Origin of the sequence: Herbaspirillum seropedicae, assembly GCF_001040945.1 — a bacterium.
Lineage (GTDB): Bacteria > Pseudomonadota > Gammaproteobacteria > Burkholderiales > Burkholderiaceae_D > Herbaspirillum > Herbaspirillum seropedicae.
Genome location: NZ_CP011930.1, coordinates 5,307,954 through 5,329,793, shown reverse-complemented (window position 1 = coordinate 5,329,793; position 21,840 = coordinate 5,307,954). Strand labels below are relative to the sequence as shown.

Genomic DNA, 21,840 nt, shown 5'->3' with positions numbered 1-21,840 from the left:
ATGTGGGATCAGGCCAGCGTCTTGAGGATGGCCGCCAGCTTGCCGAACAGTTCGTCGATCTGCTGCTTGTTGATGATCAGCGGTGGCGACAGCGCGATGATGTCGCCGGTCACGCGGATCAGGATGCCGTCGTTGAAGGCGCGCACGAAGGCGTCATAGGCGCGGGCGCCGACGCGGCCCGGGATCGAGGCCAGCTCGATCCCGGCGATGAGGCCAATGGTGCGCACATCGATCACGTGCGGCAGGCCGCGCAGGGCGTGCGCCGCTTCCTGGAAATAGTCGGCGACCGCTTGCGCGTTCTCCAGCACGCCCTCGGTCTGGAACACCTCCAGCGAGGCCAGGCCCGCCGCGCAGGCCAGCGGGTGGCCGGAATAGGTATAGCCGTGGAAGAGCTCGATGCCGTCCGGGCCGTTCATGAAGGCATCGTGGATTTCCGGCTTCACGAAGACCGCACCCATCGGCACCACGCCATTGGTGAGGCCCTTGGCGGTGGTGAAGATGTCCGGTTCCACATCGAAGTAGTCCGATGCAAAGGGCGTCCCCAGGCGGCCAAAGCCGGTGATGACTTCATCGAAGATCAGGAGGATGCCATGCTTGGTGCAGATCTCGCGCAGGCGCTTCAGATAGCCCTTGGGCGGGATCAGTACGCCGGTGGAGCCGGCCACCGGCTCCACGATCACGGCGGCGATGTTGGAGGCATCGTGCAGGGTGACCAGGCGTTCCAGTTCATCGGCCAGGTGTGCGCCGTACTCCGGCTCGCCCTTGGTGAAGGCGTTCTTTTCCAGGTTGTGGGTATGCGGCAGGTGGTCCACGCCCGGCAGCAGCGCCGTGCTGAAGGTCTTGCGGTTGCCGCCGATGCCGCCCACCGACATGCCGCCGAAGCCCACGCCGTGATAGCCGCGCTCGCGCCCGATCAGGCGGGTGCGGGTGGCGTTGCCCTTGGCGCGATGATAGGCCAGGGCGATCTTGAGCGCCGTATCCACCGCCTCCGAACCGGAGCCGGTGTAGAACACATTGCCAAAGCGGTTGCCGGTATAGGCCTTCAAGCGCTCGGCCAGTTCGAAGGCGCTGGGATGGCCGAGCTGGAAGGACGGCGCATAGTCCAGCGTGGCCACCGACTTCTGCACGGCCGACACGATCTTGGGATGGGCATGGCCCAGCGGCACGCACCAGAGGCCGGCGGTGCCGTCCAGGATGGTGTTGCCGGCGTCATCGCGGTAATGCATGCCCTCGGCGGAGACCAGCATGCGCGGCGCGGCCTTGAAGTTGCGGTTGGCAGTGAAGGGCATCCAGTAGGCCGACAGGCTGGACGGATGCGTTGGGTCTTGGCTGGACATGGCAGGCACCGTGAAAAAGAGGAGGAATCCGGAGATCAAAATGACAGTGCTTGATTATTGCCATACAGTGGCCGTATTGTTAGCTACACTTTTGATTTTCGTTGGAAACTGTATTGGTCAAAGAGGCAAACTGTATTGCTTCACCCTGCGGGAGCCGGCGCCGCCGACAGTCGCTGTGTAACGCCCTCCGAGCCTTGCGCCGAGGCGAATATGTGGCGATTCAGCGCGGCGCAAGCAGTGGCGACGATGAGCAATACAGTTACCGATTTCTCCTTACACCTTGCCCCCTTGCAGCAATGCAGTGACCTGCAAGCATCACACTTTGTCCGAAAGGAAGACATGGCCAAGCCCGCCCGCGCCCCCCTGCAACTGGACCTCAAGCGCAAGACCAGCGCCCGTCTGGTAGAGCAGGTCGCCAATGGCCTGGCCGGCCTGATCGAAACGGGCGAGCTGCGCTCCGGCGAGCGCCTGCCTTCGGTACGCCAGTTTGCGCAGCACCACGACATCGGCTCCTCCACCGTGGTGGAAGCCTACGAGCAACTGGTGGCGCGCGGCATGCTGCAAGCCCGTCGCGGAGCGGGCTTCTTCGTCGCCGCCCGCGCTGGACAATCGGGCCAGCACGCCGTCTTCGTCCCCCCTGAACCGGTGATCGATTCAGCCTGGCTGCTGTCGGAAATGTTTGCCGACGAACGCGTGCCCATCAAGGCCGGCTGCGGCTGGCTGCCCGGCAAGTGGCTCAACGACGAAGGCCTGCACCAGGCCGAGCGCCGCATCATCCGCTCGCCCGGCGCGCAGCAGGTCGGCTATGGCCACCCCTACGGCTATGCCCCGCTGCGCCAGTTGATCACGCAGTTCCTTGGCCACTGGTCGCTGGAGCTGGGCATCGAACAGGTGCTGACCACCCACGGCGCCACGCAGGCGCTGGACCTGGTGATCCGCACCATGACCCAGCCCGGCGATACGGTGCTCATCGACGACCCCGGCTACTGCAACCTGATCGCCATGCTGCGCCTGGCGGGCTTGAACGTGATCGGCGTGCCGCGCACCCCGGGCGGGGTCGATACCGATGTGCTGGAGACACTGGCGCGCACGCACCACCCCAAGATGTTCTTCACCACCAGCGTCTTGCAGAACCCCACGGGCACGTCCTACACCCCGGCCTGTGCCATGCGCGTGCTGCAGGCGGCCGAGCGGCATGGTTTCTGGGTGGTGGAGGACGACATCTTCCGCGAACTCGGCCAGGCCACCGACCCCATGCTGGCGGCGCTGGATGGCTTGCAGCGGGTGATCTACGTGGGCAGTTATTCGAAGACCATCGCGCCGTCATTGCGGGTGGGTTACATCGCCTGCCAGCGCGAACTGGCGCGGCAGATCGTGCATACCAAGATGGTGTTGACGCTCACCAATTCGGAGATCAACGAGCGCCTGGTGCATAACGTGCTGACCGAAGGCCATCACCGGCGTCACGTGCAGACGCTCAACGCCACACTGCTCAGCGCCCAGGCCACGCTCAACGCCAAGCTCAGCGAAGTCGGTCTGACGCCTTTCACGGCGGCGCGCGGCGGCATGTTCAGCTGGGCCACCATCGAGGGTTGTGAACTGTCAGCGCGCGAGATCGCCGACCGGGCGCGGCAGAAGGGCATCTGGCTCGCGCCGGGGGATTTCTTCCATCTGTCAGCGCCGCACCAGACCAGCTTCCGGTTCAATGTCGGTTATGCTGACGTGCCGGAGCTGTTTGATTTCTTGCGGGGCTTGTAGGGCCGCGTAGTGCATTGCTGCGCACGCTACGCTCTGACCTTGACCTTGATCCGCGATCATCGGCGAGTCATCTCCGCATTTTCCCGAGGATTCCAACCATGACGTTTTCCGCACCAAGCCCCATCCGCGCCGTCGTCTTCGACTTCGGCGGGGTACTGTTCGACTGGAACCCGCAGTATCTGTACCGGCAGCTCATCGCCGACGAGCAGCAGCGCAATCATTTTCTTACCCACATCTGTTCGCCCGAGTGGAACGTGCAGCAAGATGGCGGACGCAGCCTGGCCGAGGCCACTGCACATCTGATCCAGCAACATCCCCAGCACGAAACGCTGATCCGCGCCTTCTATGACCGATGGGTGGAAATGCTGCGCGGTCCATTGCCGGAAGGGGTGGCGCTGCTGCGTGAATTGCATGCGCAGCAGGTGCCGCTGTTCGGCCTCACCAACTGGTCGGCCGAAACCTATCCGCATGCGCGCGACAATCACGACTTCATGCAGCTCTTCCGCGATATCGTGGTCTCAGGCCACGAGCGCTGCATCAAGCCCGAGCCGCGCATCTACCAGATTGCGCTGGAGCGCTATGCCCGGCATCTGCCCGGTCTCAAGCCTGAGGAACTGGTCTTCATCGACGATGCAGAGAAGAACATCCACGCCTGCCGCGCACTGGGCTGGCAGGGCGTCCATCACGTCGATGCGGCAGGCACCCGGGCGCAATTGCGCGCCCTGGGCCTACCGGTCTGAACCGGCCAGATTCGCAGCGGTCCGCTTAGAAGGTTTCCCATTCGCCGGAGGCGTCGGCAGCCTTGGGCGACGATGCTTCTTTCTTGACGGCATTGGCAGTATGGGCCGTAGCGGCAGCCTTGGGCGGCAGTGCGCGGGTCTTGGCAGCCCCCACCTTGGGTGCAGGATTGACGACCTTGGCGGGACGGGGTGAGACGGGGCGCGGCTGTACAGCAGTCCCGCCGCCGGTCTTGAAGACGCCCACCGCACTGCGCAGTTCGGTGGCCTGTTCCGACATGGCCTGGGCGGCCGCTGCGGCTTGCTCCACCAGCGCCGCATTCTGCTGGGTGACCTGATCCATCTGGCTCAGCGCCTGGTTCACCTGCTCGATGCCGGTGGTCTGCTCCGACGAGGCCGCCGTGATCTCATTCATGATGTCGGTCACGTTGCGCACGGCCTGCACCACTTCATTGATCGTCTGACCGGCTTCACCCACCAGATGCGTGCCGCGCTCGACCCGCTCGCCGGACAAGGTGATGAGGTCCTTGACGTCCTTGGCGGCAGCGGCGCTGCGCTGCGCCAGGGAGCGCACTTCGCTGGCGACCACGGCAAAGCCGCGTCCCTGTTCGCCTGCCCGGGCCGCCTCGACGGCCGCATTCAGGGCCAGGATGTTGGTCTGGAACGCAATGCCTTCGATGACCGTGATGATGTCGGATACCTTGCTGGAGCTGTCGGAGATCTCGTTCATGGTATCGATGACGCGACTGACCACCTCGCCGCCCTTGGCCGCCAGCGTGGAGGCGTTTTCCGCCAGGGTATTGGCCTGCCGGGCATTGTCGGAGTTCTGGCGCACCGTCGAGGTCAGTTCTTCCATGCTCGATGCAGTTTCTTCCAGGGACGCTGCCTGCTCTTCGGTGCGCTGCGACAGATCGGTGTTGCCCGTTGCGATTTCGTTGGCGGCTACCGAAATGGATTCACCCGAGGTCTGGATGCCGCGCACGATGGTGGTCAGCTGCTCGCGCATGCTGCCCAGCGAGGCCATCAGGCTGTGGCTGTCATTGGGTTTCAGCGGCACGGCCACGGTCAGGTCGCCTGCGGCGATCTGCTGCGCGACGTCGGCGGCTGCACCCGGTTCTCCACCGAGTGCGTTGATGATGCTGCGCGTGATCAGCAGGCCAGCGCCGATGGCCAGCAGGACCGTCAGCGCGCCGGCTGCGATCATGACGATCAGTGTCGATTTGCTCAGGGAGCGCACCAGCTCGCCACGTTCCTTGAGCAGGGACTCTTCGGCATCCACGAATTCCTTCTGCACGACCCGGAAGCGATCCATGAAGATCTTGTCATGGGTTGCGCCGAAATAGGTCTGCAGCGCCTGCTGGGAGCCGCTGGCGTTGGCTTCCTTTCTCAGCTTGATCAGGTTCTGGTCGATTTCCTCGATCTTGTTGCTCAGTTCCTGCATTTCGGCGAGCCGCTTCTGCTGGACCGGATTGTCCGCGGTCAGCGACTTGGCGTCGTCAAAGGCGACCTTGAAATCCTTGCGGCCGCCTTTGTACGGATCCAGGAAGGCCTCATTGCCCGACGCCACATAGCCACGGATGCCGGTCTCGATATTGACCATGTTGAGCAGCATGTCATCGGCCTTGCCCATGACCTGGTAGGTATGGATATTCATCGCACTGGCGTCTTCCAGCCTGTTGAAATTCAACAGGGACAAGCTGCTGCCCACCAGCGCTACGACGACGACGCACAGAAACGCCAACCCCAGTTTTCGACCCACGGTCATTGATCCAGACATTTTTCCACCCCTATACGAACCGGCCCCTCGCCGGTCATTGTTCAAGTTGCGCGCCATCGAAAGCCGATGGCGCAGAGAAGGTCGGCAGCTCCCCAGCTGCGACCATTGACATCAAGCCTTGCTACCGTTGCATCGCCTTGGACAGCGCTGTTCTGGCGACCGCCTTTGCAGCGCAATCCTCTTCGGTGCCTGCATCAAGCGCCAGTTCTTCAAAGGTGGTCGTCAGGCTTTCCACGATCTCCTGAAGCCTGCTCAGTTGATGAAGCAATGCTCTTGGGTCATCCGATGCAAGATGTCTGCCAGCGTCTTCAATATCCATGTGATTTCCTCGGAAAGGATGGGCGCACGGGATCTCATTTTCCCGTTCGCAACATCATTGATCTGCCGGTGTGATGCAGGTGCGCCGCCATTGCGCAGCGACGGAGCTCAGCAGCCAATATAAGTCTTCGATAGTGTTTTGTACCTAAGGATTTCCCGCAGAACCAATCTGCCGTTGAGAAGTGTTGCGAAGTGATGCAAGGTGCTGTGAGGTACGGTGAGAAGTGGCGAGATGTTGTGAGTATTGAAGGCGTCTCCAGGTGCGGCGGATGAATGCATTCTCACGTGTTCAGAAAGGCCAGCGCCGCAGGCGTTGAAGGCCTGCGGCTACTTCTCTGCGTCATCTTTGACCGCTCAGGCCACCGCAAAGACTTCGACCACGCCGCTCAGTCGCCTCGCCTGGGCCTGCAGCGCCTGCGACGCTGCGGCGGCTTCTTCGACCAGCGCCGCATTCTGTTGCGTGACCTGATCCATCTGCGAGATCGCGTGGTTGATCTCCTGGATGCCCTTGCTCTGCTCCGCGCTGGAGTCGCTGATGGCGCCGATGACGGACACCACCCGGTCCACGCTGGAGACGACATCGCTCATGGTGTCGCCGGCGCGATTGACCAGTGCGCTGCCGCTGGCGACCTTGTCCACCGAGTCATCGATGAGGGCCTTGATTTCCCTGGCGGCCGCAGAGCTGCGCTGCGCCAGCGTGCGCACTTCCGCGGCGACCACGGCGAAGCCACGGCCTTGCTCGCCTGCGCGCGCAGCTTCGACGGCGGCGTTGAGGGCGAGAATATTGGTCTGGAAAGAAATGCCGTCGATGACGCTGATGATGTCGACGATCTTCTTCGATGAATCTTCGATGGCGGCCATGGTCGTCACCACTTCCTTGACCAGTTGCCCGCTTTGCGAGGCCACCGCCGAGGCCTCGGCCGCGAGGCGGTTGGCCTCGCCCGCGCTGTCGGCGTTCTGCTTCACGGTGGCGGTGAGTTGTTCCATGGCCGAGGCCGTTTCTTCCAGCGAGCTGGCTTGTTCTTCCGTGCGTGAGGACAGATCGAGATTGCCGGAAGCGATCTGGCTGCTGGCCGTGGCGATGGCGTCGGTGCCGGAACGGACTTCGCGCACGATGCCCCGCAGTCCCTCGTTCATGGTCTTCATGGACATCATCAGGCTCTCTGGATGACGGGTGTCGGCCTTGACCTCGGTGCGCAAGTCGCCTTTGGCGATCTGCGCCGCCAGCCTGGAGGCGTACGCCGGCTCTCCGCCCAACTGGCGCAGCACGCTCCTGGTAATGAGCACGGCCGCCATCAGGCCGCACAGCAAGGCGATCACGCCGAGTGCAATGAGCAGCTTGCGGGCGCTGGCCGATACGGCAAGGGCCTCGTCTTTGGCCTCGTTGTTGAGCTTGTCTTCGAATGCGGAAAGCTCGGCCAGCGCCTTGCGTCGGTCGGCCTGCATCTTGCCCAGCGGGCCGGTCATGATGGGTTTCAGTTCTTCCGTCTTTTGCGCTTTGGCCAGGTCGATCATGTTGGACAGCCCAGGCGACAGTCCCGCGCTCATCTTCTGGATGGCGGCGAGGGCTTGTTTCTCGGTGTCCGTGGTTTCTTGCAGATCTGCGAAGAGCTTGGCCAGCGCAGCTTCCGACTGGGTGTAGAGGCCGATCTGGCGCTGCAGATTGTTGGCGTTCTGGTTCAGGTCTTCCGGGGTGAGCGCCAGGCCCGATGCCGCGCGAAGCCAGCGATTGTTCATAGGCGGCGGCGCGCATGGTGGAGAGATGATAGATCTCCACATTATTGACCTCGGTAATCGAGACCAATTGCCGATTCACCTCGGCGAGCTTTTTCAGGGCAATCCCGACGATCAGGAGGATTAGAAAGAGAACGACGCCAAAACCAAACTTGAGCCGCGACGATACCGTCAGACGCGTGAAATCCATACCACTCTCCATTGAGGATCTTGTGTTGTGAAATTGTGTTGAATCTCAGCCTCCACCTGAAGCGGCCCAAGTGCTGTCGACGTGGCATGGCGGGTCCACGGACAGCATCAGGTAACACGGGTGTTGATTCAATGGAGCCGGGCGATTCCTCTACGGATGCCGGTCGCCATAAAAGAAGGACAAGGACAACGCTGTGTTCTTTCTCCCGACCTGGCCTGAAGTTGGTATCGGGAAAGTCGCCCACTGTAGTTCAAAGGCGAGTTTTTGATTAGCGCGTAAAGTCTGAAAGGAGTCTTTTGAAAAACCGCCCAATATGGATACGCTGCCCGGTGGAGCGGCGTGCACCAAAAGAGATGGAGTGGCGCGTCAGGAAGGTGCGTTGCGGTGGCGGGGAAGTCTGCCGTGTGGCTTTGCGCCAACGCGGCAGATCGACTCGTTGAGGAAGGAGGGCGGTCTAGTCGCAGCGGCCGGTCTGCAGATCACACTGTGTCAGGCTTTTGTCAGCTGATCCGGATGATGACGCCCTCGTTTCATCGCGCAGATAGTTCGCCCACTGTTCCGGTTGGCCCAGCCAGCGTCCGGTATCGAGCACCTCCAGCGTATCGCCCCGTTGCAGCACGAAGGTGGGGAAGCCACGTCCGCCAACATAGTTCAGCAGTTCACGGCTGGCCTCGATGTGGTCGGCCAGTTCTTCCTGCTCGATGCGTTGCAGTTCGGCGCTGAAGGCGGCGGCTTCGATGCCTAGCGCCTGGGCCAGTTCGATCAGCGTGGCGGGCTCGGAAATGCGCCGTCCCTGTTGGTAATGCGCGCGCTGGATCGCTGCCAGCATGTCCAGTCCCGCCGCTTCGCCCCTGAGCGCTTGCACGGCCAGCACAGCAGCGGTCGGCGGGGCCGAGTCGAAGACGGCGTCGGTGTCTTTCAGCAATCCATGGAAGTAGGGCTCGCCAAAGACCTGGCCGGTCATCTGGGCGATACGGTGGTCATGCGGCATCACGTAATCGCGCAACTGGGCATCCACGCGCCTGCGATTGCGACCGGCCATCATGCCGCCGCCATGCGCCTGCACCGGCAGCACCTGGCGCGCTGCCGCCACCAGCGGCGCAGCGCCGTAGCACCAGCCGCACAGCGGATCATGGATGTAGTGGAGCACGGTGTCGTGCGCGGCGGCGGGTGTGGTCATGATGCGATGTCCTCTTGAATGAAACGGCACAGGGCCTGACGTTTTCTGCACCGTCAGGCCCGTGCTGCAATGATGCGATCCTGCTTCTCAGCCAAAGCGGATCAGTAGCCTACCGTGAAACGCGCGCGCACGTGCTTGGGCTGTTCCAGTTCGTCCAGCAGGGCCACGGCGAAGTCCTCGTAGGAGATCCAGCTCTTGCCATCGTCACCGACCAGCAATGCATCCTTGCCCAGGCGGAACTGGCCCGTGCGCTCGCCGGGCACGAACATCGCCGAGGGCGACAGGAAGGTCCATTCCAGTTCGGTCTCAGTGCGCAGGGCATTGAGGAAGTCACGGCCGCCGGCGGCTTCGGGCAGGTATTCGGCGGGGAATTCGGGCGTGTCGATCAGGGCTTTGCCCGGTGCGATTTCCAGGCTGCCTGCACCGCCCACGACGGCCAGGCGCTTGACGCCAGCGGCCTTCACGGCGGGCAGCAGATCGGCCGCGCCGAAGGTGGTGAAGCGGCCGCTGGAGATGACCACATCGGCGCCCTTGATGGCGGCGCTCAGGGCGGCGGCGTCCTTGACGTCGGCGGCGACCACGGTGACGCCGGTGCGCTGGGCGATCTTGCTGGCGTCACGCGCGATGGCGATGAGATTGTGGCCGCGGCGCAGGGCTTCGTCCAGGATGCGGCTGCCGACATTGCCGGAGGCGCCGATGAGTGCGATTTTCATGGTGTGTCCTTTCTGGGATATCAGGAGCGGCCATCATAGGATCGCTTTTGATTTCGAAAAATAGCATAATCAAACACAGTTTGTTTCTGAAATCGTTCAAATCATGAGGTGAGGGGATGGATCGCTTGATGGCCATGCAGGTGTTCGTGACGGTGGTCGACAGCGGCAGCCTGTCGGCGGCGGCCGAGCAACTGGATTTGTCGCGGCCGGTGGTCTCGCGCTACGTGGCCGAACTGGAAGACTGGGTCGGCGCGCGGCTGCTGCATCGGACCACGCGGCGGCTCTCGCTCACGCCCGCCGGCAATGAACTGCTGCCGCGCTGCCGCCAGATGCTGGAGTATTCGGAGGACATGCGCCACGCCCTCGATGCACCCGATGAAACCCCGCGCGGACTCTTGCGCATCACGGCCAGCACGTCCTTTGCCCAGACCCAGCTGATCCAGGCGGTGGTGGAGTATGGCCGCCGCTATCCGGGCGTGGCGGTGGACCTGCTGGCGCTGGATCGCACCGTGAACCTGGTGGAAGAGCGCATCGACCTGGCCATCCGCATGACCAACCGGCTGGAGCCCAATCTGATCGCGCGTCCGCTGGGCGTGTGCCGTTCTATCATCTGCGCCACGCCGGATTACCTGGCCCGTCATGGATTGCCGCGCAAGGTGGAGGACCTGGCCCTGCACAATTGCCTGACGCACTCCTATGTGGGGCGCAGCCTGTGGCAGTTCGATCCCAAGAAGAAAAAAGCCAGGAGCGGGAGGGGCGCTTCAGCGGCCAAGCCCCAGAGCGTCGCCGTGGGCGGCAGCATCAGCGCCAACGAGGTGACGGTGCTGCTGCAGGCGGTCTTGGCGGGGGTGGGCATCGGCCATATGCCGGCCTATACGGTGGCGCCGCTGGTGGCCAGCGGCCAGCTGGTGCAGCTGTTGCCGGACTACGAGCCCTTGCAGCTGGGCATGTATGGCGTCTATGCCTCGCGCAAGCACATGCCGGCGACCTTGCGCACGATGCTCGATTTCCTGGCGCAGCGTTTTGCCGGCCAGCCGTTCTGAGGGTCAGGGCGTGATGCTCAGCAGCTTGTGCACCAGTTCCGAGGAGGTGGCGGCGGCGAACTTGCGCATCAGTCGGGCGCGATGCATTTCCACCGTGCGCGGGCTCAGTTCGACCTGGCGCGCAATGAGCTTGCTGGTCTTGCCTTCCACCAGCAGCGCGGCGATCTCGCGTTCGCGCGGGGTCAGGCCGGGCGCGATGGGGCGCTTGGCGCTGACATCCTCGAAGGTCCAGATACCGGCCGCGTGCGGGTTGTCGCGATTGAGCGCATGGCCGGTGACGTGGCACCAGAACATTTCATCGTTGGAGCGCTTCATGATGCGCTCGTCGGAGTAGAAGCCCTTCTCGTTGAGGATAGGCACCAGGCGCAGGCCGGTGCGCTCGAATTCGTCGGCGGTGGGATAGATTTCCTGGAAGGAAGTCTGGCGCAGCGCCTCCACCTCGTAGCCGAACATCGCCGCCATGGCCAGGTTGGCCTGCTGGATGACGCGATTGTGCGAGACGCACATGCCGATGGGCGCGTGCATGAAAACCTGTTCGAAATCGATGGGAAGTGGCTGGGTCATGGAGTTGCGGCAAATGTTCGGCTGGTCCCTCGCACCTGGCGGGATCGCCGCACGGGCGATACCATGCTGCATTGCGCCAGGTATTTTTACCGTATTGTATGGCCTATTTCAGCTGCCCTATGATAATTGGCGCTATTTGGAACGTATCGGAGCCCGGCGACGCCCCTGTGCGTCGCGCAAGAGAAGCCCCTGCGCCCATCCCTGTTGACGCCGGCATGTCCGCCGGCCAGCTTGCAACCCTGCTCGCAAGACAAGAGCCGAAAGGAGACTCGTGAACAAAGTGTATCCAGACGCGGCCACCGCGTTGAAAGACATCGTCAAGGACGGCCAGACCATTGCGGTCGGCGGCTTTGGCCTGTGTGGCATCCCCGAGGCGTTGATCGCCGCCCTGCGTGATTCGGGCGTGCAGAACCTGACCGCCATTTCCAACAACGCCGGTGTCGATGGTTTCGGCCTGGGCCAGTTGCTCACTACCCGCCAGATCAAGAAGATGATCGCCTCCTACGTAGGCGAGAACAAGGAATTCGAGCGCCAGTACCTGGCCGGTGAACTGGAACTGGAATTCACCCCGCAAGGCACCCTGGCCGAGAAGCTGCGCGCCGGCGGCGCCGGCATTCCGGCGTTCTTCACCAAGACCGGTGTGGGCACCCTGGTGGCCGAGGGCAAGGAAGTGCGCGAGTTCGATGGCGAGCGTTACGTGATGGAGCGTTCGCTGGTGGCCGACGTGTCGCTGGTGAAGGCGCACAAGGCCGACAAGGCCGGCAACCTGGTCTTCAACAAGACCGCGCGCAACTTCAACCCCAACGTGGCCATGGCCGGCAAGGTCACCGTGGTGGAAGTGGAAGAACTGGTGGAAGTGGGCCAGCTCGACCCGGACCAGATCCACACCCCCGGCATCTTCGTGCATCGCATCGTGGTCAATGCCACGCCCGAGAAGCGCATCGAACAACGCACCGTGCGCGCCTAAGGAGACACAGAAAATGGCATGGACCAGAGATGAAATGGCTGCGCGCGCAGCCAAGGAACTGCAGGACGGCTTCTACGTGAACCTGGGCATCGGCTTGCCCACGCTGGTGGCCAACCACGTTCCCAGCGATATCGAAGTGTGGCTGCAATCCGAGAACGGCCTGCTGGGCATCGGCCCCTTCCCCACCGAAGACCAGGTCGATCCCGACCTGATCAACGCCGGCAAGCAGACCGTGACGACCATTCCCGGCTCGTCCTTCTTCAGCTCGGCGGACTCGTTCGGCATGATCCGCGGCGGCAAGATCAACATCGCCATCCTGGGCGCGATGCAGGTCTCGGCCAAGGGCGACCTGGCCAACTGGATGATCCCCGGCAAGATGGTCAAGGGCATGGGCGGCGCGATGGACCTGGTGGCCGGCGTCGGTCGCGTGGTGGTGCTGATGGAACACGTGGCCAAGGCCAAGGATGGCAGTACTTCGAAGAAGATCTTGAACGACTGCAACCTGCCGCTGACCGGCGTGGGCGTGGTCAACCGCATCATCACCGACCTGGGCGTGATCGACGTGACCCCGGGCGGCCTGAAGCTGATCGAACTGGCTTCCGGCGTGACCAAGGAAGAAGTGATCGAGAAGACCGAGGCGCCGCTGGATGTGAGCGAGCTCTGATGCGGCGCGAGCCTGCTGTCGTGCGATAGACAAGGGCGCCCCGGTGGCGCCCTTGTCATTTGCGCTCAGGCCTGGCTGCTGAGATGGACGCGGTCGCGCCCAGCCTGCTTGGCGCGATACAAGGCCGCATCAGCCGCATTGAGCACATCCTCCACGCGCCGGTGATGGTCGCGCTCCAGCGTCGCCACGCCGACGCTGATGGTCACCACTGCCAATGGGCTGGAGGTGTGCGCGATGTGGCGCTCGCGCACCGCGTCGCACAGGCGCTGCGCCATCATCTGCGCCCCTTGCAGGTCTGTCTGCTCCAGCAGCACCACGAATTCCTCGCCGCCGTAGCGACCGGCGCAGTCGGTATGGCGGGGCAGCCGGGCGGTCAGGGTGGCGGCCACTTCCTTGAGCACGGTATCGCCCAGCTTGTGGCCGTAGGTATCGTTGTAGGCCTTGAAGTAATCCACGTCGATGAACAGCACCGAGAAGGAAGCCCCCAGATTGCGCTGGCAGCGCTCCCAGGTGGCCTGCAGGGCTTCGTCCAGGGCGCGGCGGTTGAGCAGGTCGGTGAGGCCATCGGTGCGCGCCAGCGCTTCCAGCTGCCGCTCTGCAGTCACCCGGCGGCGCAGCTCCTGGCGCACATGCAGCAACAGCCAGGCCGTCAGCAGGCCGAAGATGGCCAGCGAGACCAGCACCGCATAGAAGGTCTTGCGCCAGGTCTTGAAGATGGCCTCTTCGGCATAGCCCACGAAGACGATCAGGGGCGAACCGGGAATGCGGCGGAAGGTATAGAGCCGACGCACGCCGTCATTGGTGGCGTGCGCGAAGAAGCTGCCTTCCTCCTCGCTGAGCATGGCGCGCAGGCGCTGGAAGTTGCCCGTCTGGCTGATGTCGCGGCCGATGATGGTCTCGCGGTAGGGCACGCGCATATAGGCGATCCCCTCATCGGAATACAGCGAGATGATGCCCTCGTCCCCCAGCGCCAGACCTTCGAAGAGTTCCCTGAAATACGCCAGGTCCAGCGCCATCACCACCACCCCGGCGAAGCTGCCGTCTTCGTTGGAGAGCCGCTTGGACAGCACCACCACCTGCAGCTCATTGCCCAGGCTGGCCTGCATCGGCCGCGAGACGTACAGTCCCACGGTGGGAGAATCGCGATGGGCGATGAAGTAGGCGCGGTCGGCATAGTGGGGCGCACCATTGCCCCGTCCCAGGCGCGAGCTGACCTGCACCCGGCCGTCGGCGTCGAGCACGGCCATCACTGCGATGTGACTGACGTTGGTGGTGCTGCCGAACAGGTAGGCGTAGCGTTGCGCGTCGTTGAGCCGGCGCGCCGACAGCGGATGCTGGAAGCGGTAGGCCAGGGTATCGAGCGAGAGCGACAGCATCTCCAGGTTGCGCGAGATGGCGCGCTGGGAGACGAGGGTGACGTTGCTGGCATTGCTCACGGCAGACTGGCGCGTCTGCTGGTAACTCTGATACAGCGTGCTGGCGCTGATGGCCATGACCATCAGGACCGCGATGGCCAGGATCACGACCAGGTAATTCTTCAACTGCTTGATTTTTGCGCTCCCCGCAAATTCCCCTGGGGCGTAATTAACGCATAGAAGCGGTGGACGATCCATGTTGATCGGCGGCAATGTGCATGGCTCGCAACAAAATGATGAACCGGGCTTGCGCGCTTCCTGTCAGATGGCTTACCTGCAGGCAGGCTTCATGATTAAATGCGAGCGCGCCTGCGCTGGCGGAGCCGGGCACGGCCCCGCCCCGCACGCTCACCATCATCCTATGCTCATGCCCCAAGGCCAGGAGGCTGTCTGAATAGCAAGACCACTGTCAAACGCGACCTCGTCATCCTGTGGGCCTTCATCGCCCTCATTGCCCTGGTGCTGGCTTTCCTGTTGTGGCAGCTCAGCCGCCAGGGCGCGTCTGCGCAGATCGGCCAGGCGACCGGCCAGGCCACCATCAGTTGCGCCGCCATGAGTGCGGGCCTTTCTCATGCGCTGGGTGCGGCCAGCACGCCAGGGCAGGATGCTTCGGCCCCCACGCCGGTCATGCAAGCCGTCATCGACCTGGCGCTGCGCGACCAGGCCGGGGTGGAGGGCGGTTTCTGGCAGGCTGGCAAGGGCGTGGTCGCCTATGCCTTCCCGACCTATGACGGCAGCGGCGTCAAGCGCGATCCACCCGGCGCGGAGATGGAGCGCATCGACTCGACCGCCCAGCGCGCGCTCGATAGCAAGACCACCATCACCGATGTGCGTCCCGGCCTGCGCGAGGCCGTGGTGTTCGCCGCCTGCCCCCTCAGTGTCACCACCGATGCAGCGCTGGCGGCCTGGACGCTCAAGCGCGTGCCCGTCATGAGCGCCGCCGTGCTCGACCAGTTGCTGGTGGCCATCGGCCTGCTGCTGGCCTTCGTGGTGATCACCGGCCTGTGGCTGGGCGCCACCCTGACGCGCTGGCGCAGCCAGTCCGAACGCCTGGCCGCGCAACTGGCCCACGCCGAACGGCTAGCCACGCTGGGCCGGGTGGCCGCCGGCATGGCCCACGAGATCCGCAATCCCATCGGCACCATGCGTATGAAAGCCGAGAACGCCTTGGCGGCCCCGCCCCAGATGCGCGAAGCGCGCGCCACCAGCGCGCTCGAGATGGTAGTGGCCCAGACCGAGCGCCTGGATGCGCTGGTGGGCAGCCTCTTGGCGCTGTCGCAACCCTTCCAGTTGCAGCGCCAGCCGCTGGACTTGGCGCAATGGCTGCCGCAGCGCCGCCTTGCCCATCTGGAGATGGCCGAGCGCCAGGGCGTGCGCATCCAGGTCACGCTGCCCGAGCAGGATGATCTGGTCACGCACAGCCTCGACCCGGCCCAGCTGGCGCGCGCGCTGGACAATCTCTTGCTCAATGCGCTGGCGCATTGCCCGGCCGGTGGAGAGATCGAGATCGGCGCGCGCCTGCGCAGTCCCGGGCGACTCTTTCTGTGGGTGGCCGATAATGGTCCCGGTGTGCCGCAAGACCTGCGCCAGAGCCTGTTCGATCCCTTCGTCAGCCAGCGACCCGGCGGCACCGGCCTGGGCCTGGTGCTGGTGCGCGAAATCATCCATGCCCATGGTGGCGAGATCATCCTCGCGCCCACTGCTGCGGGCGCACGTTTTGAAATGGAGTTGCCATGGCGCGCATCCTGATCGTCGATGACGACGCCGCCTTTCGCGGCAGCCTGGCCGAGACCGTCAGCGACCTCGGCCATGACGTGCTGGAAGCCGGCAGCACGGCCGCCGGCCTGAAGTTGCTGGCCGCCCATGCGGTGGATGCCGCCATCGTCGACCTGCGCATGCCGGACGAAGACGGCCTGGCCTTCCTGCAGCGCGCCCCGGCCATCGCCGCCATCCCCTGCATCATGCTCACCGCCTATGCCAGCGGCGACAACACTATCGAGGCGATCCGCCTGGGTGCGTTTGATCACCTGACCAAGCCGGTGCCGCGCGCGGCCCTGGTGGAAACGCTGGAACGCGCCTTGCGCCAGGGCGCCAGCACGCCGGCGGCGGCTTCCCCGGCCACGGAAGAGCGCAACCAGTTGGTGGGCGAGAGCGAAGCCATGCGCCAGGTGTTCAAGCAGATCGGCCGCGCCGCCACCAGCGACGCCACCGTACTGGTGCTGGGCGAGACCGGCACCGGCAAGGAACTGGTGGCGCGCGCCCTGCATCGCAATGGCGCGCGCGCCGCACGTCCCTTTGTCGCCGTCAATTGCGCGGCGATTCCGGCCGAGTTGATCGAGAGCGAGCTGTTCGGCCACGTCAAGGGCGCCTTCAGCGGCGCGACCTCGCCGCGCCTGGGGCGCTTCCAGGAAGCCGATGGCGGCACGCTCTTCCTCGATGAGATCGGCGACATGGAACTGGCCACCCAGGCCAAGATCCTGCGCGTGCTGCAGGAGCGCGAACTGACGCCAGTGGGCGGCAACCAGTCCGTGCGGGTCGATGTGCGCGTCATCGCCGCCACCCATCGCGACCTGCAGCACGAGATCACCCAAGGGCGCTTCCGCGAAGACCTCTGGTATCGCCTGCAGGTCTTGACCATCATGGTGCCGGCGCTGCGCGAGCGGCCTGGCGACATCCTCACCATCGCCGAGCACTTCCTGCGCCAGTTGGGCGGCGACGCGCCCAAGCGCATCAGCCCCGCCGCCGCCCGCCTGCTGTTGCAGCACGCCTGGCCGGGCAATGTGCGCGAGTTGCGCAACACCATGGAACGCGCCGCGGTGATGAGCCATGGGCTGTGCATCGAGGCCGAGGATATCGGCTTGTCCGCCCGCCCTCCGGCCGGTGCGGCCAGCGCGGCGAGCGCGCCGGCGATCGACTGGGATGGGCCGCTGGCGGTGGCACTGGCCGAGGTCGAGCGGGTGATGATAGAGCGCGCCTTGCAGGGAGCTGCCGGCAACCGCGCCGAAGCCGCGCGCCGGCTGGGAATCTCGCGCCAGCAGCTCTATCGCCGGCTGGAGGAAGCCGGCAAGTCCCACGACTAGAGACGGCGTTCCAGCAGCCAAGCTACCAAGGCGCAAGCACCGGCGAACAGGCCAATCCCCCAGATCGCGCCGCTACCCAGGATGCCTGCACCAGCCGCACTGCCCAGCGAAAAACCGAGATACAGGGTCGAGGTGTTGAGCGACAGCGCCACCGGCGCCTGGGCCGGTGCGCCCGCGCCGATCAGGCGCGCCATCTGCGCCGGGAAGAAAGCCCACACCGAAAATCCCCACACCACCACCGCCAGCAGCACCGGACCCAGCGCCAGCGGCGGCGGCAGCGCCGTGGCGGCGGCCAGCGTCCAGAACGACAGCATCAGCAACAGCAGCGATACCCGCACCACCCGCGCCGATCCGTAGCGGTCGTTGAGCGTGCCGCCCACGCTCACGCCCACCGCCGCAGCCGCGCCCCAGAGGCTGACGGTCAGGCTGATGCGACTCTCGCCAAAGCTCAGCACATGACTGAGATAGGGCGCGATATAGGGATAGGCGGCATACGCCCCCACCGACCAGAGCAGCGTGACGGCCAGCAGGCGCTGCACCTGGGGCTGTCCGATCACCGCCATGCGCTCGCGCAGCCCGGCCACGTGCAGATGCGCACCGGCCTGACGCGGCACGCCCAGCCAGATCCCCGCCACCGCCACCGCGCCCATGGCGGCCACGGCCAGGAAGGTCGCGCGCCAGCCGAAGGCGTGCCCCACCACCGCGCCCAGCGGCAGGCCCAGGGCGATGGCGATGGTCATGCCGCCGCTGACGATGGCCAGGGCGCGCCCGCGCTGTCCTGGCGCGACCATGGCTCCGGCCAGCGCGCTGGCGTTGGGCGTGTAGAGGCCCGCCGCCACCGCCATGAGCAGACGCGCCACCAGCAGTCCGGTAAAACTGCTGGAGCATGCCGCCAGCAGGTTGGCGGCCGTGAAGGCGGTCATGGCGGCGATCAGTACGCGGCGCCGATTCATGGCCGCCGAGAGCACCGTGCTGATGGGCGAGCTCAGCGCCAGCACCAGCGTGAAGATGACGACCAGGCTGGCCACCATCGGCACACTCATGCCGAAGTCGGCGGCCATGCGCGGCAGCAGCGGCGCGATCATGAAACCTTCGGTGCCGATGGCGAAGGTGCCCAGGGCCAGGAAGCCGGCGGTCAGCAGCGAGCCGGCCTGGGTGGGAGAGGCGCAAGCAGAGGGCGCGGAAGGCCCGAGGGGAGGGGGATTCATGGAGGATTCCTCAACGGCAGGGCGGCGCGCCGCCCCTCGCAACAAGGGGCGTTCGCCGCGTGGTGATCAGACTGGAATGGGATGGGCCATGAGCGCTGCATTGAAGCCATTGACCAGCGCGTGTTCCTTGGCGCCAGGGTTGTCGCGCAAGGGTTTGACGGCATCGACGATGATCTCTTCGTCTTCGCTGGCCAGCCTGGCCATGGTCTCGGTGATGAACGCGTCCAGCGGCATGGCGCGCGGGTCGCCGCTCTTCTTGACCAGGTCGGTATCGACCCAGGGCGGGGCGATCTCTTGCACCCGCACCGAGGTCTCGCGCAGCATGAAGCGCTGCGACATGGCGTAGGAGTGCAGGGCCGCCTTGGAGGCCGAGTACACCGCCGTCACCGCCAGCGGCACATAGGCCAGCACCGAGGTGTTGTGGAGGATGGTGGCGCGCGGCTGCTGCTTGAGCAGGTCGATCAGCGCCGAGGTGAGGCGGATCGGTCCCAGCAGGTTGGTGTCGAGGATGCGCCGGGCGACCTCGTCGTCGATGTGGCCGCTGGCGTCATCGAAGGGCATGATGCCGGCATTGTTGACCAGCACGTTCAGGCCAGGATAGCGCGCCTTCAGGGTGGCGGCAGCGGCGTCGATGCTGGCCGGATCGGCGACGTCGAAGGCGATGGCCTGCATGCCGGGATTGGCGGCCACCACTTCATCGAGCAGCGCCTGGCGGCGACCGCCGATGATGACGGTGTTGCCCAGCTTGTGGAAGGCCTCGGCCAGGCCGCGTCCGATGCCGGAAGCGCCGCCGGTGATGAAGATCGTGTTGTCGGTCAGTTGCATGATGGTTCCTTGGTGAAAGAGGGAGAGAGCAGGGGGGTATGTCCGGGGCGCATGCCGTTCTTCAGTGCGCGGCGCGGTAGCGCGGCGCCGGCGTATTGGCCGAGAGCCGGGCGATAAGGGCCTGGCGGGCCGCTTCATAGCCGGTCCAGGCGTCTTCCTCATGCAGCGAGGGAATGGTGACCAGCTCGCGGCGCTGGAAACCCACCAGGGCGGCATCGACCATCTGTTCGGCCGACATCACGATGGCCGGGTCCAGGTGTTCCACCGGCAGTCCGCCGATGGCCCAGAAGTCGGTCGCGGTCGCTCCCGGCAGCACCGCCTGCACCTGCACGCCCTGGGCGGCCAGCTCATGGTGCAGCGATTGCGAGAAGGCCAGCACGAAGGCCTTGCTGCCGCCATAGACGCCGTTGAGCACTTCCGGGGCCACGCCCACGATGGACGAGATATTGATGACTGCGCCCTGGCCGCGCGCCACGAAGCCGGGCACGGCCGCGTAGGTGAGGCGGGTCGGCGCGGTGACGTTGAGGGCGATCATGCCGGTCATGTGCTCCACATCGCTTTGCAGCAGCGGCGTGTGGGTGCCGATGCCGGCGTTGTTGACCAGCAGGGTGATGCTGGCGTCGCTGCGTAGCTTCTCTTCCACTTGCGCCAGCGAGGCAGCCTGGCCGAGGTCGGCTTCCAGCACTTCGACGCTGCGGCCGGTCTGGTTGGTGATGCGCTCGGCCAGGGTGTTGAGGCGGCTCCGGTTGCGGGCCACCAGGATCAGGTCATAGCCCAGGCGGGCCAGGCGATCGGCGTAGATCGCGCCGATGCCCGACGAGGCGCCGGTGACGAGGGCAGTGCCACGGTGGGCGGGGGTGTGCGGCTGGTTCATGCGGTTCTCCTTCGGTGTTGGGGTGTCGATGGAGTGCATCTTAGGCGGCTTGCGGACTTCCTGAATGACGTATATGGTAGTGTTTTAAGACATTCACATTTCTGATGGAGTCAGCACATGCACCACGTCGGCTATCTGCTCACTGAAGGATTCCAGGTCATGGGCCTGGCCACCCAGGCGGTCTTTGAATATGCCAACAAGGTGGCCGGTCACGAGTTCTACCGGCTGCACAACTATTCGGTCGGGGGCGGCGAGCTGGCCTCGTCGCTGGGCATGCGGGTGACCACGGCCAAGGCCGCTGCCACGGCCAGCATCGATACCTGGGTCGTCTGCGGCGTCGGCAATCCGCTGGAGTCGCCCGCCAGCGCCGAGGAGTGCGCTTTCCTGCAGCGCGCCGCCAAGAAGGCCAGGCGCATCGCCGGCATCTGCACCGGCGGCTTCGTGCTGGCCGAGGCGGGTTTGCTGGCGCGCCGCCGCGCCACCACGCACTGGGCGTTTGCGCGCGCGATGCAGGAGCGTTTTCCCGATATCCAGGTGGAAGACGACCGCATCTACATCGTCGACGGTCCGCTGTGGACCTCGGCCGGGATGACGGCCGGACTGGACCTGGCCCTGGCCATGGTGGGCAAGGACCTGGGCGAGGAAGCCGCACGCAGCGTGGCGCGCAAGCTGGTGATGCACCAGCACCGCGCCGGTGGACAGTCGCAGCATTCCGAGATGCTGGAGCTGGCGCCCAAGACCGACCGCATCCAGGATGCGCTGAACTATGCGCGGCGCAATCTCAAGCGCGCCCTGACGGTGGAAGAACTGGCGGAGCAGGCCAACCTGAGCGCGCGCCAGTTCACCCGCGTGTTCACCTCGGAGACGGGGCAATCCCCGGCCAAGGCCATCGAAGGCCTGCGGCTGGAAGCGGCGCGCCTGATGATCGAGCAGAGCCGCCATCCGCTGGAAGTGGTGGCGCGCGAGACGGGATTCCGGGATCGCCGCCATATGCGCGAGGTGTTCCTGCGCGGCTTTGGGGTGGCGCCGCAATCGATGCGCCGCGAGGGGCGCGCTTGAGCGGCGCGTTGGCGCATGGCTAGTGCGCCGCGCTGCTGGAAAACAGGTTGATCACCATCACCCCCGCCACGATCAGCGCGATGCCCGCCACGGCCGGCCAGTCCAGGCGCTGATGGTGGATCAGCCAGGCCGCCAGGGTGATGAGCACCAGGCCCACGCCCGACCAGATCGCATAGGCCACGCTGGTGGGCATGGTGCGCAGGGTCAGCGCCAGGCAATAGAAGGACACGCCATATCCCGCCACCACGATGAGGCCCGGTAGCAGGCGCGTGAACCCCTGCGAGGATTTCAGGGCGGTGGTGGCGATGACCTCGGCGACGATGGCGATGGCCAGGCTCAGGTAAGCGGACATGCGGGATACTCCTGTGGATAAGTCAATTGTCAGTGTCAGTGTCAG

Annotated in this window: 20 protein-coding genes; 8 read left to right on the top strand and 12 right to left on the bottom strand. The window is 64.9% G+C overall.

Annotated elements, in window-relative coordinates; translation table 11 throughout:
- Nucleotides 1-8: 8 nt before the first annotated feature.
- Nucleotides 9-1,337 (bottom strand): omega-aminotransferase AptA, encoded by a 1,329-nt coding sequence (gene aptA, locus ACP92_RS23190; RefSeq protein ID WP_013236565.1) that lies wholly within the window; start codon nt 1,335-1,337, stop codon nt 9-11.
- Between the two features lie 339 nt (nt 1,338-1,676).
- Here aptA and ACP92_RS23185 point away from each other — a divergent pair, with 339 nt between their 5' ends.
- On the top strand, nt 1,677-3,095 hold the full coding sequence (locus tag ACP92_RS23185) for an aminotransferase-like domain-containing protein (protein WP_013236564.1): 1,419 nt from the start codon (nt 1,677-1,679) through the stop codon (nt 3,093-3,095).
- Nucleotides 3,096-3,193: 98 nt separating this feature from the next.
- Nucleotides 3,194-3,835, top strand: coding sequence for an HAD family hydrolase (locus ACP92_RS23180; RefSeq protein ID WP_013236563.1), 642 nt, complete (start codon nt 3,194-3,196; stop codon nt 3,833-3,835).
- Between the two features lie 25 nt (nt 3,836-3,860).
- Here the strand turns inward: ACP92_RS23180 and ACP92_RS23175 are convergent, their stop codons facing one another.
- The 5 genes from ACP92_RS23175 to ACP92_RS23155 form a co-directional block, all read right to left on the bottom strand.
- A complete protein-coding gene (locus ACP92_RS23175) occupies nt 3,861-5,609 on the bottom strand; it encodes a methyl-accepting chemotaxis protein (protein WP_013236562.1) in 1,749 nt (582 codons plus the stop codon).
- 121 nt (nt 5,610-5,730) lie between these two features.
- Nucleotides 5,731-5,928, bottom strand: a complete 198-nt coding sequence (locus tag ACP92_RS23170; RefSeq protein ID WP_049788080.1) for a hypothetical protein — start codon at nt 5,926-5,928, stop codon at nt 5,731-5,733.
- 353 nt (nt 5,929-6,281) lie between these two features.
- Nucleotides 6,282-7,664: a methyl-accepting chemotaxis protein gene (locus tag ACP92_RS25280; RefSeq protein ID WP_276323098.1), complete on the bottom strand. Its 1,383-nt coding sequence runs from the start codon at nt 7,662-7,664 to the stop codon at nt 6,282-6,284.
- A gap of 641 nt (nt 7,665-8,305) precedes the next feature.
- Nucleotides 8,306-9,031: a DsbA family protein gene (locus ACP92_RS23160; RefSeq protein WP_013236560.1), complete on the bottom strand. Its 726-nt coding sequence runs from the start codon at nt 9,029-9,031 to the stop codon at nt 8,306-8,308.
- Nucleotides 9,032-9,132: 101 nt separating this feature from the next.
- The gene (locus ACP92_RS23155) at nt 9,133-9,744 is read right to left on the bottom strand and encodes an NAD(P)-dependent oxidoreductase (RefSeq protein ID WP_013236559.1); all 612 of its coding nucleotides are present in this window, start codon (nt 9,742-9,744) and stop codon (nt 9,133-9,135) included.
- A gap of 116 nt (nt 9,745-9,860) precedes the next feature.
- Between ACP92_RS23155 and ACP92_RS23150 the strand changes: the two genes are divergently transcribed.
- Nucleotides 9,861-10,787 (top strand): LysR family transcriptional regulator, encoded by a 927-nt coding sequence (locus ACP92_RS23150; RefSeq protein WP_013236558.1) that lies wholly within the window; start codon nt 9,861-9,863, stop codon nt 10,785-10,787.
- A gap of 3 nt (nt 10,788-10,790) precedes the next feature.
- Here ACP92_RS23150 and ACP92_RS23145 read toward each other — a convergent pair whose 3' ends face one another.
- A complete protein-coding gene (locus tag ACP92_RS23145) occupies nt 10,791-11,351 on the bottom strand; it encodes a PAS and helix-turn-helix domain-containing protein (protein WP_041311357.1) in 561 nt (186 codons plus the stop codon).
- A 271-nt stretch (nt 11,352-11,622) separates the two neighbouring features.
- Here ACP92_RS23145 and ACP92_RS23140 point away from each other — a divergent pair, with 271 nt between their 5' ends.
- Together ACP92_RS23140 and ACP92_RS23135 are read left to right on the top strand one after the other, a co-directional pair.
- The gene (locus tag ACP92_RS23140; protein ID WP_013236556.1) at nt 11,623-12,318 is read left to right on the top strand and encodes a CoA transferase subunit A; all 696 of its coding nucleotides are present in this window, start codon (nt 11,623-11,625) and stop codon (nt 12,316-12,318) included.
- 13 nt (nt 12,319-12,331) lie between these two features.
- Nucleotides 12,332-12,982 (top strand): 3-oxoacid CoA-transferase subunit B, encoded by a 651-nt coding sequence (locus tag ACP92_RS23135; protein WP_013236555.1) that lies wholly within the window; start codon nt 12,332-12,334, stop codon nt 12,980-12,982.
- 65 nt (nt 12,983-13,047) lie between these two features.
- Here the strand turns inward: ACP92_RS23135 and ACP92_RS23130 are convergent, their stop codons facing one another.
- Nucleotides 13,048-14,595 (bottom strand): sensor domain-containing diguanylate cyclase, encoded by a 1,548-nt coding sequence (locus ACP92_RS23130; RefSeq protein WP_013236554.1) that lies wholly within the window; start codon nt 14,593-14,595, stop codon nt 13,048-13,050.
- 192 nt (nt 14,596-14,787) lie between these two features.
- Here ACP92_RS23130 and ACP92_RS23125 point away from each other — a divergent pair, with 192 nt between their 5' ends.
- Entirely contained in the window at nt 14,788-16,146 is a 1,359-nt protein-coding gene (locus ACP92_RS23125) for a sensor histidine kinase (RefSeq protein WP_041312447.1), read from the top strand.
- Nucleotides 16,131-17,477, top strand: coding sequence for a sigma-54-dependent transcriptional regulator (locus ACP92_RS23120; protein WP_013236552.1), 1,347 nt, complete (start codon nt 16,131-16,133; stop codon nt 17,475-17,477). The genes ACP92_RS23125 and ACP92_RS23120 overlap by 16 nt, the downstream gene beginning before the upstream one ends.
- Here the strand turns inward: ACP92_RS23120 and ACP92_RS23115 are convergent.
- The 3 genes from ACP92_RS23115 to ACP92_RS23105 all read right to left on the bottom strand — a co-directional run bounded on the left by ACP92_RS23115 (nt 17,474) and on the right by ACP92_RS23105 (nt 20,384).
- Entirely contained in the window at nt 17,474-18,685 is a 1,212-nt protein-coding gene (locus tag ACP92_RS23115) for an MFS transporter (protein WP_048348639.1), read from the bottom strand. The genes ACP92_RS23120 and ACP92_RS23115 overlap by 4 nt on opposite strands.
- 66 nt (nt 18,686-18,751) lie before the next feature.
- Complete coding sequence (locus ACP92_RS23110; protein ID WP_013236550.1) at nt 18,752-19,510, bottom strand: SDR family oxidoreductase; 759 nt, start codon at nt 19,508-19,510, stop codon at nt 18,752-18,754.
- Between the two features lie 61 nt (nt 19,511-19,571).
- The gene (locus ACP92_RS23105) at nt 19,572-20,384 is read right to left on the bottom strand and encodes an SDR family NAD(P)-dependent oxidoreductase (protein WP_013236549.1); all 813 of its coding nucleotides are present in this window, start codon (nt 20,382-20,384) and stop codon (nt 19,572-19,574) included.
- A gap of 117 nt (nt 20,385-20,501) precedes the next feature.
- Here ACP92_RS23105 and ACP92_RS23100 point away from each other — a divergent pair, with 117 nt between their 5' ends.
- On the top strand, nt 20,502-21,443 hold the full coding sequence (locus ACP92_RS23100) for a GlxA family transcriptional regulator (protein ID WP_013236548.1): 942 nt from the start codon (nt 20,502-20,504) through the stop codon (nt 21,441-21,443).
- 19 nt (nt 21,444-21,462) lie between these two features.
- Here the strand turns inward: ACP92_RS23100 and ACP92_RS23095 are convergent, their stop codons facing one another.
- Nucleotides 21,463-21,795: a DMT family transporter gene (locus tag ACP92_RS23095; RefSeq protein WP_013236547.1), complete on the bottom strand. Its 333-nt coding sequence runs from the start codon at nt 21,793-21,795 to the stop codon at nt 21,463-21,465.
- Between the last annotated feature and the right edge of the window lie 45 nt (nt 21,796-21,840).